The organism is Pseudomonas sp. 8BK (assembly GCF_902506475.1).
Lineage (GTDB): Bacteria > Pseudomonadota > Gammaproteobacteria > Pseudomonadales > Pseudomonadaceae > Aquipseudomonas > Aquipseudomonas anguilliseptica.
The window spans coordinates 1,700,734-1,716,334 of record NZ_LR733252.1 but is presented as its reverse complement, the minus strand read 5'-3'; the positions used below and the strand labels follow the sequence as shown (position 1 = coordinate 1,716,334).

General features: G+C 59.1%; 13 protein-coding genes. 9 read left to right on the top strand and 4 right to left on the bottom strand.

What is annotated here, in order from left to right:
- Nucleotides 1–45: 45 nt before the first annotated feature.
- The 3 genes from ACIN8IBEIGE_RS07840 to ACIN8IBEIGE_RS07830 are packed head-to-tail and all read right to left on the bottom strand — an operon-like array spanning nt 46 to nt 3,105.
- Nucleotides 46–1,032, bottom strand: coding sequence for an alpha-L-glutamate ligase-like protein (locus ACIN8IBEIGE_RS07840; RefSeq protein ID WP_160014156.1), 987 nt, complete (start codon nt 1,030–1,032; stop codon nt 46–48).
- Nucleotides 1,033–1,036: 4 nt separating this feature from the next.
- Nucleotides 1,037–2,563 carry an inactive transglutaminase family protein gene (locus tag ACIN8IBEIGE_RS07835; protein WP_160014155.1) on the bottom strand — a complete coding sequence of 509 codons (1,527 nt, stop codon included), beginning with the start codon at nt 2,561–2,563 and terminating at the stop codon, nt 1,037–1,039.
- Between the two features lie 5 nt (nt 2,564–2,568).
- Entirely contained in the window at nt 2,569–3,105 is a 537-nt protein-coding gene (locus ACIN8IBEIGE_RS07830) for an ATP-dependent zinc protease (protein ID WP_160014154.1), read from the bottom strand.
- A gap of 302 nt (nt 3,106–3,407) precedes the next feature.
- Between ACIN8IBEIGE_RS07830 and ACIN8IBEIGE_RS07825 the strand changes: the two genes are divergently transcribed.
- The 5 genes from ACIN8IBEIGE_RS07825 (at nt 3,408) to prpF (ending at nt 10,131) form a co-directional block, all read left to right on the top strand.
- Nucleotides 3,408–4,139: a GntR family transcriptional regulator gene (locus ACIN8IBEIGE_RS07825; protein ID WP_160014153.1), complete on the top strand. Its 732-nt coding sequence runs from the start codon at nt 3,408–3,410 to the stop codon at nt 4,137–4,139.
- Nucleotides 4,136–5,020, top strand: coding sequence for a methylisocitrate lyase (prpB, locus tag ACIN8IBEIGE_RS07820; RefSeq protein WP_160014152.1), 885 nt, complete (start codon nt 4,136–4,138; stop codon nt 5,018–5,020). The genes ACIN8IBEIGE_RS07825 and prpB overlap by 4 nt, the downstream gene beginning before the upstream one ends.
- A 31-nt stretch (nt 5,021–5,051) precedes the next feature.
- Nucleotides 5,052–6,212 (top strand): 2-methylcitrate synthase, encoded by a 1,161-nt coding sequence (gene prpC, locus ACIN8IBEIGE_RS07815; RefSeq protein WP_160014151.1) that lies wholly within the window; start codon nt 5,052–5,054, stop codon nt 6,210–6,212.
- 11 nt (nt 6,213–6,223) lie between these two features.
- Entirely contained in the window at nt 6,224–8,833 is a 2,610-nt protein-coding gene (acnD, locus tag ACIN8IBEIGE_RS07810) for a Fe/S-dependent 2-methylisocitrate dehydratase AcnD (protein WP_160016336.1), read from the top strand.
- Between the two features lie 110 nt (nt 8,834–8,943).
- The gene (prpF, locus tag ACIN8IBEIGE_RS07805; protein WP_160014150.1) at nt 8,944–10,131 is read left to right on the top strand and encodes a 2-methylaconitate cis-trans isomerase PrpF; all 1,188 of its coding nucleotides are present in this window, start codon (nt 8,944–8,946) and stop codon (nt 10,129–10,131) included.
- A gap of 67 nt (nt 10,132–10,198) precedes the next feature.
- Here prpF and ACIN8IBEIGE_RS07800 read toward each other — a convergent pair whose 3' ends face one another.
- Nucleotides 10,199–11,017: a pyruvate, water dikinase regulatory protein gene (locus ACIN8IBEIGE_RS07800; RefSeq protein ID WP_090387827.1), complete on the bottom strand. Its 819-nt coding sequence runs from the start codon at nt 11,015–11,017 to the stop codon at nt 10,199–10,201.
- Between the two features lie 180 nt (nt 11,018–11,197).
- Between ACIN8IBEIGE_RS07800 and ppsA the strand changes: the two genes are divergently transcribed.
- The 4 genes from ppsA (at nt 11,198) to rraA (ending at nt 15,588) form a co-directional block, all read left to right on the top strand.
- Entirely contained in the window at nt 11,198–13,573 is a 2,376-nt protein-coding gene (gene ppsA, locus ACIN8IBEIGE_RS07795) for a phosphoenolpyruvate synthase (protein WP_160014149.1), read from the top strand.
- 141 nt (nt 13,574–13,714) lie between these two features.
- Entirely contained in the window at nt 13,715–14,722 is a 1,008-nt protein-coding gene (locus tag ACIN8IBEIGE_RS07790; protein WP_160014148.1) for an alpha/beta fold hydrolase, read from the top strand.
- Nucleotides 14,723–14,877: 155 nt separating this feature from the next.
- Nucleotides 14,878–15,069: a Rieske (2Fe-2S) protein gene (locus tag ACIN8IBEIGE_RS20915; RefSeq protein WP_306109735.1), complete on the top strand. Its 192-nt coding sequence runs from the start codon at nt 14,878–14,880 to the stop codon at nt 15,067–15,069.
- Nucleotides 15,070–15,099: 30 nt separating this feature from the next.
- Nucleotides 15,100–15,588 (top strand): ribonuclease E activity regulator RraA, encoded by a 489-nt coding sequence (rraA, locus tag ACIN8IBEIGE_RS07780; protein ID WP_090255901.1) that lies wholly within the window; start codon nt 15,100–15,102, stop codon nt 15,586–15,588.
- Nucleotides 15,589–15,601: the final 13 nt, after the last annotated feature.

Genomic DNA, 15,601 nt, shown 5'->3' with positions numbered 1-15,601 from the left:
CCACAAAAAAGCCCGGACAAGTCCGGGCTTTTTTGTGGTGATCAATCAGATCTGTGCAATCGAGACATGGCCAAATAGCTCTTGCGAGAAGCGCACGCGTTCTTCGGCGGTTTCGACTATGCCCTTTTTCTGCAGCTCGGCGATACGCGCCTCGACTGCGTGGGCGCGGTGGGTGAGGCCGCAGTCGTTGGCGATCTGGATGTTCAGGCCGGGGCGGGCGTTGAGTTCGAGAATCAACGGGCCCTTGTCCTGATCCAGCACCATGTCCACACCGATATAGCCCAGGCCGCACAGCTCGTAGCAACCGGCGGCGAGCTTCATAAAGCCATCCCAGTTCGGCAGTTGCACGCCGTCCACCGCGTTGGTGGTGTCCGGGTGCTTGCTGATCTTGTTGTTCAGCCAAGTGCCGCGCAGGGTGACGCCGGTGGCCAAATCCACCCCGACACCGATCGCACCCTGGTGCAAGTTGGCCTTGCCGCCGGACTGACGGGTGGGCAGGCGTAGCATGGCCATCACTGGGTAGCCCATCAGCACGATGATGCGGATGTCGGGTACGCCCTCGTAGCTGATGCTTTTGAAGATCTGATCTGGGGTTACGCGGTATTCGATCAGCGCGCGGTCCCGGTGGCCGCCCAGGGAGTAGAGTCCGGTGAGGATGCTGGAGATCTGATGCTCGATCTCTTCGTGGCTGATGATCTTGCCCGAGACGGTCTTGTACTTATCTTCGAAGCGATCGGCGATCACCAGGATGCCGTCACCGCCGGCACCCTGTGCCGGCTTGACCACGAAGTCCGGGCGGTCACCGATGATGGCGCGCAGGTTATCGATGCCTTTTTCGGTATCGATGATGCCGTACATTTCCGGTACATCGATACCCGCTTCGATGGCGCGCATCTTGGTGATGATCTTGTCATCGACGATCGGGTACAGGTGCCGTTTGTTGTACTTCAGCACGTAGTCCGCGTTACGCCGATTGATGCCCATGATGCCTTTGGCTTCGAGGGCTTTCCACGTCTTGATCAGGCCGAACATGGCATTAGTCCTTGAGGAAGGCTTTGAAGCGGAACAGTTCGGTCAGGCGGTAGCCACGGTAGCGCCCCATCGCCAGCATAAAGCCCACCAGAATCATCAGTACGGCCGGGAAGGTGAAGATGAAGTAGTTCAGCTCCGGCACGCTCATCAGCAGGTGCGCCAGGGTTGCAGCGAACAGGGTGCCGATGGCCACTTTAAAGGCATGGCCGCCGCCGCGCTCTTCCCAGGTGATCGACAGGCGCTCGATGGTCATGGTCAGGATCACCATTGGGAACAGTGCCACCGACAGGCCGCGTTCAAGCCCCAGCTTATGGCTGAACAGGCTGATGGCAGCGATCAATACCACGACGAAGGTCAGTACCACTGACAGGCGCGGCAACATCTGCAGTTTTAGGTGCTCCAGGTAGGAGCGCAGCGACAGGCCCAGGGCGGTGATGATGGTGAAGAACATTATGCCGTAGCCCAATTGCATCTCGCGGAAGGCCAGGGCAATCAGTACCGGGGTGAAGGTACCCAATGTCTGCAGGCCACCGAGGTTACGCAGAACCAGGATCACCAGCACGCCGATTGGGATCATCACCATGATCATAAAGGTCTGCTGGGTCTGCAGTGGCAGGCCATACAGGCTGTATTCGAGGAAGTCGGCGTCGGTGTTTTCGTCGGTCAGTTTGGCCAGGCGAATGGCGTTCATCTCGCTGTTGTTCAGGCTGAAGCTGACTTGTGCCTGCTTGCCGCCTTCAAGCGTGACCAGGCTGTCATCGCCGATCCACCAGATCAGGCGATCAACCGGCAAGCCTTGCTCACCGCTTTCGGGGTTGAAGTACAACCAGTTTTCGCCGTTAAAGCTGCGCAGCCACAGCTCCGGACTCTGCTGGATATCGGCCGCCAGACGAATGGTGTGCACGCGTTCCATTGGTACGTGGGCGATAGACAGTAGCAGTTCGATGACCTTGGCTTTATTGGGGGTAGAGGCATCGCCGCCCAACAGCAGTTTGACGTTGTCATCATTGTCGTTATTGACGCGTTTGATGGTCTCACTGATAAAGGTTTCGACGTCCGCCGAGTGCTGGCGGATCGGCGCGAGCAGCGCTTCGGCGGCAATCTTCTCGGCGCCCTCGACCGGGATGCTGTCGCGGAAGATCGGGCCTTTGGCCTTGGCTTGCTCACCGCTGTAGCGCTTGGTCAATACCAGGCGGTAGTAGAGGGTCTGCTTGCCACTGGCGCGGCGTGCGGACCAGGTGACTTTGCGGTTGCCGTCGGCGCGATTGATGCTCACACCGTAGTTATTCGAGATAAAGCTCTCGTTCAGACTGACGTAATCCTGAGCCAGGGGCGGCACGAACATCTGCAGCTTGACCGGTTCACGTGGGCTGGCCTGAAATTCGACTTTGGCGTCGATGTTCCATAGATCATCAGTCTCGTCTTCGGTCATCGGAATACCGAGAATGAAGATCTGATAAGCCGTGATCAGAACGCCCAAACTCACTAGGAGTATGACCAGGACTTTCAGATGAAGGGTAAGAGAGCGCATGGAAGTTACTCGCCAAGGTTTGCGTCAGGGTCGCAGGCAGGTCTGCCTGCTGCGTATTTAAGACTCGGATCGACCAGCGCCGAAAAGCGTTTGAGTGCTTCGGAGCCTATCAACAACGGGTATTGGAAAGCACTGCGGTCGGTCAAGTTCACTTCAATTGTGCGCAGGCTGCTGCCCATGCACACATCCATTTCGATCACGGGCCGTGCCGTATAGGTTTTTTCTTCCTGTGGATCATAGTCGCCTGCGCGGCGTTTGATCTTGCTGATACGCGCCAGGGGGCGTTCGATCGGGCTGCTATGCGCTTCGTCGATGGCCAGGTAGAAACGTACCCAAGTCTCGCCATCACGCTTGAAGCGCTTGATGTCGCGGGCACTGAGTGATGCGGTCTTGGCGCCCGTGTCGAGTTTGGCGGCAAGTTTCAGATCGAGGTCGAATAATCGGACGTATTCATTAAGCCCATAGACTGTCTTCTCCGCGGCAAAACTCAGGCCCGGAGCAAGTAGCAGGCATAGCACAAGGATGAAGGGCTTTAGTGTCATAAGTCCTGGGGTGTGGTGTTGATGAAGGGTCGAGCAATGGCGGATGCGCGCGTTGCGGTTGGCGCTCCTGGGCTTGGAGTCTAGCAGGCAGTCAGAAATTCCTCTGCAAGCGTTAAGCAGGCGGCATTCTACCATGGGCTTTTTCAGTCGTGACAGGCGCTTATAGGCGTTTATGCAAGTAAGGTCGCGGCTGCGGGCGACTAAAGTAGCGCTGTGTACTGTCAACAATCTTATTGGTTTGTTTGACAGTAATGTGGTCTAGGCGTACTTTTTAGGCACTTAACTCGCATAGTGTCGACAATATGCTTGATGTAATTGAGCCCATCGAGTCCAGTCAGGAAGACTCGGAAACCCTTTCTGAACAGGTTTTTCGGCGGATTCAGGCCGCTATCGTCAAGGGCGAAATTGCCCCCGGCAGCAAAATTTCTGAGCCTGAACTGGCGCGCACCTATGGCATCAGCCGTGGCCCGCTGCGTGAAGCGATTCACCGCCTGGAAGGCCAGCGCCTACTGGTGCGCGTGCCGCACATTGGCGCGCGTGTGGTGTCGCTCAGTCACGCCGAACTGATCGAACTCTATGAGATTCGTGAGTCCCTGGAAGGTATGGCTTGTCGCCTGGCCGCCGAGCGCATGACCCAGGCGGAGATCGACGAGTTGCGTCAGGTACTGGACCTGCATGAGCAGGATGCTGCCTTCAAGGCGGGCGTCGGCTACTACCAGCAGGAAGGCGATTTCGACTTCCATTACCGGATCATTCAGGGCAGTGGCAACAAGACCCTGACCCAGATGCTCTGTGGTGAGCTCTATCAACTGGTGCGCATGTACCGCCTGCAGTTCTCCGCGACGCCCAATCGGCCGCGTCAGGCCTTTGCCGAGCACCACCGTATTCTCGATGCCATCGCCGACCGAGACGGCGAACTGGCCGAGTTGTTGATGCGCCGTCATATCGGCGCTTCCAAACGCAATATCGAGCGCCATTTCTCCAGCAGTACGGGCGTACACACCAAGACAGCCAAACCACGAGGTGAGTCATGAATCAGCTTTCCCCAGGCCAGCGTTTCCGTCAGGCGCTTGCCATTGAGTCGCCCCTGCAGGTGATCGGTGCGATCAATGCCAACCATGCCTTGCTGGCCCAGCGCGCAGGTTTCAAAGCTATTTATCTGTCCGGTGGCGGGGTGGCAGCCGGCTCCCTCGGTTTGCCCGATCTGGGCATCAACACCTTGGATGACGTGCTTACCGATGTGCGCCGTATCACTGATGTCTGCGACTTGCCGCTGCTGGTGGATATAGACACTGGCTTTGGCCCGAGCGCCTTCAATATTGAACGCACCATCAAGAACCTGATCAAGGCTGGCGCAGCAGCTGCGCATATCGAAGATCAGGTGGGTGCCAAGCGTTGTGGCCACCGTCCGGGCAAGGAGATCGTCTCCTGCGAGGAAATGGTCGATCGCGTGCGCGCTGCCGCCGATGCCAAGACCGACCCTGATTTCTTCCTGATTGCCCGCACCGATGCAATTCAAGCCGAAGGTGTGGATGCCGCCATCGAGCGCTGCCAGCGCTACGTGGAGGCCGGTGCCGACGGTATTTTTGCCGAGGCCGCCTATGACTTGCCGACCTACAAACGCTTCGTCGATGCGCTGAATGTGCCGGTGCTGGCCAATATCACCGAATTCGGTGCCACGCCGTTGTTCAGCCGTGACGAACTGGCATCGGTCGGCGTAGCCATTCAGCTCTACCCGCTGTCGGCCTTTCGCGCCGCCAACAAGGCGGCCGAAAGTGTCTACACCTCGATTCGTCAGAACGGCCATCAGAAAGATGTGATCGAGTTGATGCAGACCCGCGCCGAACTCTATGACCGCATCGGCTACCACGCCTTCGAGCAGAAACTCGACGCCCTGTTTGCCGCAAAAAAATAACAACGCATCAACCGGATTTGAGGAGATAAGCATGAGCGCAACCCCGGAAACCACCCCAGGCTTCAAGCCGAAGAAATCCGTGGCCCTCTCTGGCACTGCTGCCGGCAACACCGCCCTGTGCACGGTGGGCCGTACTGGCAACGACCTGCACTACCGTGGCTATGACGTGCTGGACTTTGCCAACCGCTGCGAGTTCGAGGAAATCGCCCACCTGCTGGTGCACGGCAAGCTGCCCAACGTCGCCGAGCTGGCCGGCTACAAGACCAAGCTCAAGGCCCTGCGTGGTTTGCCCGCGGCGCTGAAAGTATCCCTTGAGCAGCTGCCGCCGTCCGCCCATCCGATGGATGTGATGCGCACCGCTGTATCGGTGCTCGGTTGCGTGTCGCCGGAGAAGGACGACCACAACCACCCCGGCGCCCGTGATATCGCCGACAAGCTGATGGCTTCGCTGGGTTCCGCGCTGCTGTACTGGTACCACTTTAGCCACAACGGCAAGCGCATTGAGGTGGAAACCGACGACGATTCCATCGGCGGGCATTTCCTCCATCTGCTGCACGGCGAGAAGCCGCGCGAGTCCTGGGTGCGCGCCATGCACACCTCGCTCAACCTGTATGCCGAGCACGAGTTCAATGCTTCGACTTTCACCTCGCGGGTGATCGCCGGTACTGGCTCGGATATGTACAGCTGCATTGCCGGTGGCATCGGCGCATTGCGTGGCCCGAAACATGGCGGCGCCAACGAAGTGGCCTTCGAGATCCAGAAGCGCTACGACACCCCGGACGAGGCCGAGGCTGATATCCGCGCCCGTGTCGAGCGCAAGGAAGTGGTGATTGGCTTCGGTCACCCGGTGTACACCGTGGCGGATCCGCGCAACAAGGTGATCAAGGAAGTGGCGCGCGAGCTGTCGCTCGAGCAGTCCAACACCAAGATGTACGACATTGCCGAGCGCCTGGAAACCATCATGTGGGACATCAAGAAGATGTTCCCCAATCTCGATTGGTTCAGCGCCGTCAGCTACCACATGATGGGCGTGCCTACCGCCATGTTCACTCCGCTGTTCGTGATTGCGCGCACTTCCGGCTGGTCCAGCCATGTCATCGAGCAGCGCATCGACGGCAAGATCATCCGTCCGAGCGCCAACTACACCGGTCCCGAGGACCTGAAGTTCGTGCCGCTCAAGGACCGCAAATAATGAGCAGCCCAGTGAATATGCAATACCGCAAGCCGCTGGCTGGTACCGCGCTGGATTACTTCGACACCCGCGAGGCGGTCGATGCCATCACTCCGGGCGCTTACGCCAAGCTGCCATACACCAGCCGCGTACTGGCCGAGCAACTGGTGCGCCGCTGCGAGCCGGAGCTGCTGACCGATGCGCTCAAGCAGCTGATCGAGCGTAAGCAGGAGCTGGATTTCCCCTGGTATCCGGCGCGCGTGGTCTGCCATGACATTCTTGGCCAGACTGCGCTGGTGGATCTGGCTGGCCTGCGCGATGCCATCGCTGAACAGGGCGGTGATCCGGCCAAGGTCAACCCTGTTGTGCCGACCCAGCTGATCGTCGACCACTCCCTGGCCGTCGAATTCGGCGGTTTCGATCCGGATGCGTTTGAGAAGAACCGCGCGGTGGAAGAGCGCCGCAACGAGGATCGCTTTCACTTTATCGAGTGGACCAAGACCGCGTTCAAGAACGTCGACGTGATCCCGGCCGGCAACGGCATCATGCACCAGATCAACCTGGAGAAAATGAGCCCGGTGATCCAGGCCCGTAGCGGCGTGGCTTTCCCGGATACCTGCGTGGGTACCGACTCGCACACCCCGCACGTCGATGCTCTGGGTGTAATCGCCATCGGTGTGGGCGGGCTGGAAGCGGAAACCGTAATGCTCGGTTTGCCGTCGATGATGCGCCTGCCCGATATCGTCGGGGTCAAGCTGACTGGCAAGCGCCAGCCTGGCATTACCGCCACCGATATCGTCCTGGCCCTGACCGAGTTCCTGCGCAAGGAGCGGGTGGTTGGTGCCTGGGTCGAGTTCTTCGGCGAGGGCGCGGACAGCCTGTCCATTGGTGACCGCGCCACCATCTCCAATATGTGCCCGGAATACGGCGCCACCGCGGCGATGTTTTATATCGATCAGCAGACCATCGATTACCTCAAGCTCACCGGCCGTGAGCCGGAGCAGGTGGCCCTGGTCGAGCAGTACGCCAAAACCACCGGCCTGTGGGCGAGCGCCCTGGAAACAGCCGAATATGAGCGGGTGCTGAGTTTTGACCTGTCTACGGTGGTGCGTAACATGGCCGGCCCGTCCAACCCGCACAAGCGCCTGCCAACCTCGGCGCTGCACGAGCGTGGTATTGCCGATGAGGCCAAGTTGGCCGCCGGCAAGGTGGAAGAGGGCGAGGGGCTGATGCCGGATGGTGCGGTGATCATCGCCGCCATCACCAGCTGCACCAACACCTCCAATCCGCGTAACGTGGTGGCGGCCGGCCTGCTGGCGAAAAAAGCCAACCAGTTGGGTCTGCTGCGCAAGCCGTGGGTCAAGACGTCATTCGCGCCGGGTTCCAAGGTTGCCAAGTTGTACCTGGAAGAGGCTGGGCTGCTGAACGAGCTGGAACAGCTCGGTTTCGGCATCGTGGCCTACGCCTGCACCACCTGTAACGGCATGTCCGGTGCGCTGGACCCGAAGATCCAGCAGGAAATCATCGACCGCGACCTGTATGCCACCGCCGTACTCTCGGGTAACCGCAACTTCGACGGTCGTATCCACCCCTACGCCAAGCAGGCGTTCCTGGCCTCGCCGCCGCTGGTGGTGGCTTATGCCATTGCCGGCACCGTGCGCTTCGATATCGAGCAGGATGTGCTCGGCCATGACGCCAGCGGCAATCCGATTACCCTCAAGGATCTGTGGCCGAGCGACGAAGAGATCGACGCAATCGTTGCCTCCTCGGTGAAGCCTGAACAGTTCCGGCAGATCTATATCCCGATGTTCGATCTGGGCACTGTGCAAGAGGCCGAAAGCCCGCTGTACGACTGGCGCCCGATGAGCACCTACATCCGTCGTCCTCCGTACTGGGAAGGTGCACTGGCCGGCGAGCGCACGCTCAAGGGCATGCTGCCGCTGGCGATCCTGCCGGACAACATCACCACCGATCATCTGTCGCCGTCCAACGCCATCCTGCTGGATTCGGCTGCGGGTGAGTACCTGCACAAGATGGGCTTGCCGGAAGAGGACTTCAACTCCTACGCGACTCATAGGGGCGACCATTTGACCGCTCAACGCGCCACTTTCGCCAACCCGCAACTGGTCAACGAGATGGCCGTGGTCGACGGTGTGGTGAAGAAGGGTTCACTGGCGCGCGTCGAGCCGGAAGGCAAGGTGATGCGTATGTGGGAAGCGATCGAAACCTACATGAACCGCAAGCAGAACCTGATCATCGTCGCCGGTGCCGACTACGGGCAGGGCAGCTCCCGCGACTGGGCGGCCAAGGGCGTTCGCCTGGCGGGTGTGGAAGTGATCGCGGCCGAAGGGTTCGAGCGCATCCATCGCACCAACCTGGTGGGCATGGGCGTGCTGCCGGTCGAGTTCAAACCGGGCACCACTCGCCTGACCCTCGGCCTCGACGGCACCGAGACCTACGACATCCAGGGCGATGTGTCGCCACGCTGCGATCTGACCCTGGTGGTCAATCGTCGCAATGGCGAGGTAGTCAAAGTGCCAGTGACCTGTCGTCTGGATACCGCTGCCGAAGTGCATGTGTACAAAGCCGGCGGTGTGCTGCAGCGCTTTGCCCAGGACTTCCTCGAGGGCGCCGTCGCCTGATTACGTAGGGTGGATGGCGCTTTTGCATCCACCGTTTTCGCGCACCGATGGTGGATCGGTGAGGCGTGATCCACCCTACGGCAATTTCACTCTTCAGCCAGGACCAAACCATGGCTCATCTATCCCAGATCAGAATTCCCGCCACCTATATGCGAGGCGGCACCAGCAAGGGCGTGTTCTTCCGTCTGCAGGACCTGCCACAAAGCTGCCAGGTGCCGGGCGCTGCACGCGACAATCTGTTTATGCGGGTGATCGGCAGCCCAGATCCCTATGCTGCGCAGATCGACGGCATGGGCGGCGCAACGTCCTCGACTTCCAAGTGCGTGATCCTGTCGAAAAGCAGTCAACCGGATCACGATGTGGACTACCTCTATGGCCAGGTGTCCATCGACAAGGCCTTCGTCGACTGGAGCGGCAACTGCGGCAACCTGTCTACCGGTGCCGGGGCGTTTGCCATTCATGCCGGTCTGCTTGACCCTGCGCGCATCCCGGAAAACGGCGTGTGTGTGGTGCGCATCTGGCAGGCGAATATCCAGAAAACCATCATCGCCCATGTGCCGGTCAGCAATGGCCAGGTACAGGAAACCGGCGACTTCGAGCTGGACGGGGTGACCTTCCCGGCCGCGGAGATCGTGCTGGAGTTCCTCGATCCGTCTGATGATGGCGAGGAGGGCGGTTCGATGTTCCCCACCGGCAATCTGGTGGACGATTTGGATGTGCCTGGCGTCGGTACCTTCAAGGCAACCATGATTGCCGCAGGTATTCCGACGGTGTTCGTAAACGCCGAAGACATTGGCTATCAGGGGACTGAGCTGCGCGAGCAGATCAATGGCGACCCTGAGCAGCTGGCGCGTTTCGAGAAAATCCGTGTGGCTGGCGCCTTGCGCATGGGGCTGATCAAGACGGCGGAAGAGGCACTGACCCGGCAGCACACACCGAAAATCGCCTTTGTCGCCAAAGCCAAGGATTACGTTTCATCCAGCGGTAAGACAGTACAGGCTGCGGAAATTGATCTTCTGGTGCGTGCGCTATCTATGGGCAAGTTGCATCACGCGATGATGGGTACTTGCGCGGTGGCCATCGGTACCGCAGCAGCGATTCCTGGCACTCTGGTCAATCTGGCAGCGGGAGGCACTGCGCGTGAGGCGGTACGTTTTGGTCATCCATCCGGCACCTTGCGCGTTGGCGCGCAGGCGGCGCTGGTGGATGGGCAGTGGACGGTAACCAAGGCGATCATGTCGCGTAGCGCGCGGATCTTGATGGAAGGTTGGGTGCGTGTGCCGGGTGATATTTTATAGCGTTTATAAATGAGAAAAGGCTCGAGGTGTTCGAGCCTTTTCTTTTGATTTCAATGAGTTGTGCGGGTTACTTGAGGCGGCGTTCAACACCTTTTTCCACCAGAATTTTGGCCGAAATTTCTTCAACCGAAAAATGGGTGGAATTGATAAAGGCGATATTTTCACGGCGGAAGAGGTTTTCCACTTCACGGACTTCAAATTCGCACTGGGCGAAGCTGGCATATCGGCTGTTGGGTTTGCGCTCGTGGCGGATGGCGGTAAGGCGGTCCGGGTCGATGGTCAGGCCGAACAGTTTGTCCTTATACTTTTTCAGCGCTGTGGGCAGCTGCAGACGTTCCATATCGTCTTCGGTCAGTGGGTAGTTGGCAGCGCGAATGCCGTATTGCATGGCCATATACAGGCAGGTGGGTGTTTTACCGCAGCGCGAGACGCCCACCAGAATCAGGTCGGCCTTGTCGTAGTAGTGGGTGCGCGCGCCGTCGTCGTTGTCGAGGGCGAAGTTGACTGCCTCGATGCGCTCCATGTAATTCGAGTTGTGCCCGATGGAGTGCGATTTGCCGACCGAGTAGGAGGAGTGAGAGGTCAGTTCTTGTTCGAGTGGCGCCAGGAAACTCGCGAAAATATCGATCATGAACCCTTCAGACTTTGCCAGGATGTCGCGAATGTCCTGATTGACGATGGTGTCGAAGATGATCGGCCGCGCGCCGTCTTTCTCTGACGCTGCGTTGATTTGTTGTACCATTGCGCGCGCTTTTTCCACGCTGTCGATGTAGGGGCGCGTGAGTTTGGTGAATTCGATGGTTTCAAACTGTGCCAGCAGACTTTGGCCCAGGGTTTCGGCAGTAATGCCGGTGCCATCGGAGATGAAAAAAGCGGTTCGTTTCATTTGCACCATGGGCCTTAAGCTGAGGACGAATCTTGGCTATCATAGGCCCGCCTTTGCAGGGCCGATCTGGCCGGCATTGTTACTTATTTTCCAGGGCCAGGCCACAATCGTGCGGGCATGTGTACCGCCGAGCTTCCCCAGCCCCTTGAGCTTTTCCAACACCTTAGTGGAGAGATCACCTTGGTAGAGTACGTAGTTTCCCTCGATAAGCTCGGCAATCACGATGTTGAGCACGTAGGGGGCAAGAACGCCTCCCTGGGCGAGATGATCAGCAACCTTGCCGGTGCCGGAGTTTCGGTGCCCGGCGGTTTCGCCACTACGGCCCAGGCCTACCGGGACTTTCTCGAACTGAGCGGTCTGAACGATCAGATCCATGCCGCGCTCGATGCGCTTGATGTCGATGACGTCAACGCCCTGGCCAAGACCGGCGCGCAGATCCGCCAGTGGGTTATGGACGCTGCTTTCCCCGAAGAGTTGAACACGCAGATCCGTACCGCTTTCGCCGAAATGGCTGGCGGTAACGAGAATATGGCCGTTGCCGTGCGCTCCTCGGCCACCGCCGAAGACCTGCCAGATGCCTCGTTTGCTGGCCAGCAGGAAACCTTCCTGAACATTCGTGGTGTGGACAACGTGATCCGCGCTGCCAAAGAAGTATTCGCCTCGCTGTTCAACGACCGCGCCATTGCCTACCGCGTCCACCAGGGCTTCGACCACAAACTGGTCGCGCTGTCTGCTGGCGTGCAGCGCATGGTGCGTTCGGAAACCGGCACCGCCGGCGTTATGTTCACCTTGGACACTGAATCCGGCTTCCGTGACGTGGTGTTTATCACCGGCGCCTACGGCCTTGGCGAAACCGTGGTGCAGGGGGCGGTCAACCCTGACGAGTTCTACGTGCACAAGCAGACGCTGGAGGCTGGGCGCCCGGCTATTCTGCGCCGCAATCTGGGCAGCAAAGCCATCAAGATGATTTATGGCGACGAAGCCAAGGCCGGTAAATCGGTCAAGGTGGTCGATGTGGACCGCGCCGAACGTGCACGCTTCTGCCTGACAGATGCTGAGGTCAGCGAGCTGGCTAAGCAGGCCATGATCATCGAGAAACACTACGGCCGTCCGATGGACATCGAGTGGGCCAAAGATGGTGATGACGGCAAGCTGTACATCGTTCAGGCACGCCCTGAAACCGTGAAAAGCCGCACCAACGTCAATGTGATGGAACGTTACCTGCTCAAGGAAACCGGCACCGTGCTGGTTGAAGGTCGCGCGATCGGTCAGAAGATCGGTGCAGGCCGCGTGCGGGTGATCCATGACGTGTCCGAGATGGACAAAGTCCAGCCCGGCGACGTGCTAGTTTCCGACATGACCGACCCGGATTGGGAGCCGGTAATGAAGCGCGCCAGCGCCATCGTCACCAACCGTGGTGGCCGTACCTGCCACGCTGCAATCATTGCCCGTGAACTGGGTATTCCCGCTGTAGTCGGTTGCGGCAACGCCACCCAAGTACTGAAAGATGGCATGGGTGTGACGGTTTCCTGCGCCGAGGGCGACACCGGTTTTATCTTTGAAGGCGAGCTGGGCTTCGACATTCGCAAGAATTCGGTCGACGCCATGCCCGAGCTGCCGTTCAAGATCATGATGAACGTCGGCAACCCGGACCGCGCGTTCGACTTCGCCCAGCTGCCGAATGAAGGTGTTGGCTTGGCGCGTCTGGAGTTCATCATCAACCGCATGATCGGCGTGCACCCCAAAGCGCTGCTGAACTTTGCCGGCCTGCCGCCAGAGATCAAGGACAGCGTCGAGAAGCGCATCGCCGGTTACGATGATCCGGTCAATTTCTACGTTGAGAAGCTGGTCGAGGGCATCAGCACCCTGGCTGCAGCGTTCTGGCCGAAGAAAGTCATCGTGCGATTGTCGGACTTCAAGTCCAACGAATACGCCAACTTGATCGGCGGCAAACTTTACGAACCGGAAGAAGAGAACCCCATGCTGGGCTTCCGTGGCGCTTCGCGTTACATCAGCGAATCGTTCCGTGACTGCTTTGAGCTGGAGTGCCGTGCACTGAAGAAAGTGCGCAACGAGATGGGCCTGACCAACGTTGAAATCATGGTGCCGTTCGTGCGTACTTTGGGCGAAGCCAGCCAAGTGGTTGATCTGTTGGCCGCCAACGGTCTGGCCCGGGGGCAGGATGGCCTGAAGGTCATCATGATGTGCGAGTTGCCGTCCAATGCGATTCTGGCTGAAGAGTTCCTCGAGTTCTTTGACGGTTTCTCCATCGGCTCCAACGACCTGACCCAGCTGACCCTGGGCCTGGATCGTGACTCCGGTATCGTTGCGCACCTGTTCGATGAGCGTAATCCGGCGGTGAAGAAGCTGCTGAGCAACGCTATCCAGGCCTGTAACAAGGCTGGCAAGTACATTGGTATCTGCGGTCAGGGCCCTTCGGATCATCCGGATCTGGCGCGTTGGCTGATGGAGCAGGGCATCGAAAGCGTGTCGCTGAACCCGGATTCGGTGCTCGACACCTGGTTCTTCCTGGCCGAAGGTCAAGCGCCAGCCTGATAGCACTTTAAATCGCTGTTCAAGGGCGGGTTGATCCTGCCCTTTTTTGTGCCAGCACATACCTGTGCTACCCCCTCCGGGCCGTCGCCTGCGACGTGAAAGAATTGCTCCCGGCAATTTGTTGTACCAGAGCGAAGATAGATGCAAAGCAGCAGTGAGCTTTTCCCCGTCACCTTGATCAGTGCCGAGTTTCGGGGCGATTTGAGCGAGGATGTCTATCGTCTCAAGCCTGGTAACAGCCCGGACAGCAGTGTCGAATTGGCCCTGACCCGTCTCGGTCGTGCTGGGCATGAGCAGGTGCGTGGCGTGCCGGTGATTCTGATCCCCGGCAGTTTTTCCAACCGGCGTTTCTGGTATTCACCCAAGTGCATTGGCCTTGGGCCTTATCTGGCGCGCGCCGGTTTTGATGTGTGGATCGCCGAGATGCGTGGTCATGGGCTGTCGCCGCGCAACCGCGACTACTCACGCAACACGGTCAGTGACTACGTGCGTTACGACCTGCCGGCAATTGCCGATTTTATTTATGAGCAGAATCCGCAGAGGGCCCATTGGTTGGGGCACTCCCTTGGCGGGATCATTCTGGCGGGTGCACTCGGTGGACATTACCTGGGTGAAAGTAGGGTCGCATCTGGCGTGTTGTTCGGCAGCCAGGTCAGCCGGGTTTACTGGCCGCTGAAGGTGCCGCCGCTGGAGTGGGGCAGCCGCTTGCTGCTTAAGCGCTTCTCGGTGATTTCTGGGTCGCGACTCAAGCGCGGCCCTGAGGATGAGCCGATTGGTCTGGCGGTTGAGAGTCTGCGTTGGCACGGCTTGTTCGGCCGTTTTGGCGATGCTGAGCGCGATTGGTGGGCTGGCCTGGCTGAGGTGCGTGTGCCGGTTATGGCAGTGGCCGCGCTGGGTGATTATCAGGACCCGGCATGGGCCTGCGAAAAACTGCTGAAGCAGTTCGGTTCACCCTTGAGTGAATTTCTCTGCCTGGGTAAGAAACATGGTTTTAGCGGTGATTTTGGCCATGTTGAAATGCTCGTCAGTAAAGAGGCTCAGCGCGAGGTCTGGCCGCTGGTCGAGCAGTGGCTACGCAAGAGCCCACAGGTGGCTGCGGAACTGGAAAGCCGCGAGTTAGAAGGCAATAAAGCCGTTTCCGCCGAGTAAGCTTGCGACTAGTATCGCGTCACGTCTGCGGCGAAGGCGCGGCTGAGATGTTTATTGCTCTTGAGCGCTTGCTCAACCAGGAGGACGGCTACCGACAGGTTTTTCAGCTGCAGGGGCGTAGTCTGCTGTTGATGGTGGTCGAAGGTCGTACCTGACTGCTGGAAAACCGCTGCCCCCATCAAGGTGCAGCGCTGGATAATGCCAGCGTCACTGCTGGTGTGCTGCGTTGCCCGCGGCACGGAATTGAGTTTGACCTGGCCGGTAGCCGCGCGCTGAGTGCGCCCTGCGCCAGTCTTGTGTATTTGTCTGTGGCTTATGATGCGGACCGGGTCGGGATCGACCTGTAAGCACCCTCACACTATCCAAGGAGCTTTGCCATGCACTACATCACCCCCGATCTGTGCGACGCCTACCCGGAACTGGTCCAGGTGGTTGAGCCAATGTTCAGCAACTTCGGTGGTCGCGATTCCTTTGGCGGCGAGATCGTCACCGTCAAGTGTTTCGAGGACAACTCGCTGGTCAAGGAGCAGGTCGACCTGCCGGGTAAAGGCAAGGTGCTGGTGGTGGATGGTGGTGCCTCCATGCGCCGCGCGCTGCTGGGTGACATGCTGGCTGAAAAGGCCGCGAAGAATGGCTGGGAAGGCATTGTGGTATATGGCTGCGTGCGCGATGTCGATGTGCTGGCGCAAACCGACCTTGGCATCCAGGCCCTGGCCAGCCACCCGATGAAAACCGACAAACGCGGTATCGGTGACCTCAATGTCGCGGTGACCTTTGGCGGCGTGACCTTCCGCCCGGGTGAATTTATCTATGCCGACAACAACGGCGTGATCATCTCGCCATCTGCGCTGCAGATGCCGGAGTAGGGCGCTTGCAGGA

What these genes read in the sequence shown, in the direction of transcription:
- ACIN8IBEIGE_RS07825 (WP_160014153.1), top strand. Translation starts at nt 3,408, where the DNA reads ATGCTTGATGTAATTGAGCCCATCGAGTCCAGTCAGGAAGACTCGGAA.
- ACIN8IBEIGE_RS07830 (WP_160014154.1), bottom strand. Translation starts at nt 3,105, where the DNA reads ATGACACTAAAGCCCTTCATCCTTGTGCTATGCCTGCTACTTGCTCCG.
- rraA (WP_090255901.1), top strand. Translation starts at nt 15,100, where the DNA reads ATGCACTACATCACCCCCGATCTGTGCGACGCCTACCCGGAACTGGTC.
- prpB (WP_160014152.1), top strand. Translation starts at nt 4,136, where the DNA reads ATGAATCAGCTTTCCCCAGGCCAGCGTTTCCGTCAGGCGCTTGCCATT.
- ACIN8IBEIGE_RS07835 (WP_160014155.1), bottom strand. Translation starts at nt 2,563, where the DNA reads ATGCGCTCTCTTACCCTTCATCTGAAAGTCCTGGTCATACTCCTAGTG.
- prpF (WP_160014150.1), top strand. Translation starts at nt 8,944, where the DNA reads ATGGCTCATCTATCCCAGATCAGAATTCCCGCCACCTATATGCGAGGC.
- ACIN8IBEIGE_RS07800 (WP_090387827.1), bottom strand. Translation starts at nt 11,017, where the DNA reads ATGAAACGAACCGCTTTTTTCATCTCCGATGGCACCGGCATTACTGCC.
- ACIN8IBEIGE_RS07790 (WP_160014148.1), top strand. Translation starts at nt 13,715, where the DNA reads ATGCAAAGCAGCAGTGAGCTTTTCCCCGTCACCTTGATCAGTGCCGAG.
- prpC (WP_160014151.1), top strand. Translation starts at nt 5,052, where the DNA reads ATGAGCGCAACCCCGGAAACCACCCCAGGCTTCAAGCCGAAGAAATCC.
- ACIN8IBEIGE_RS07840 (WP_160014156.1), bottom strand. Translation starts at nt 1,032, where the DNA reads ATGTTCGGCCTGATCAAGACGTGGAAAGCCCTCGAAGCCAAAGGCATC.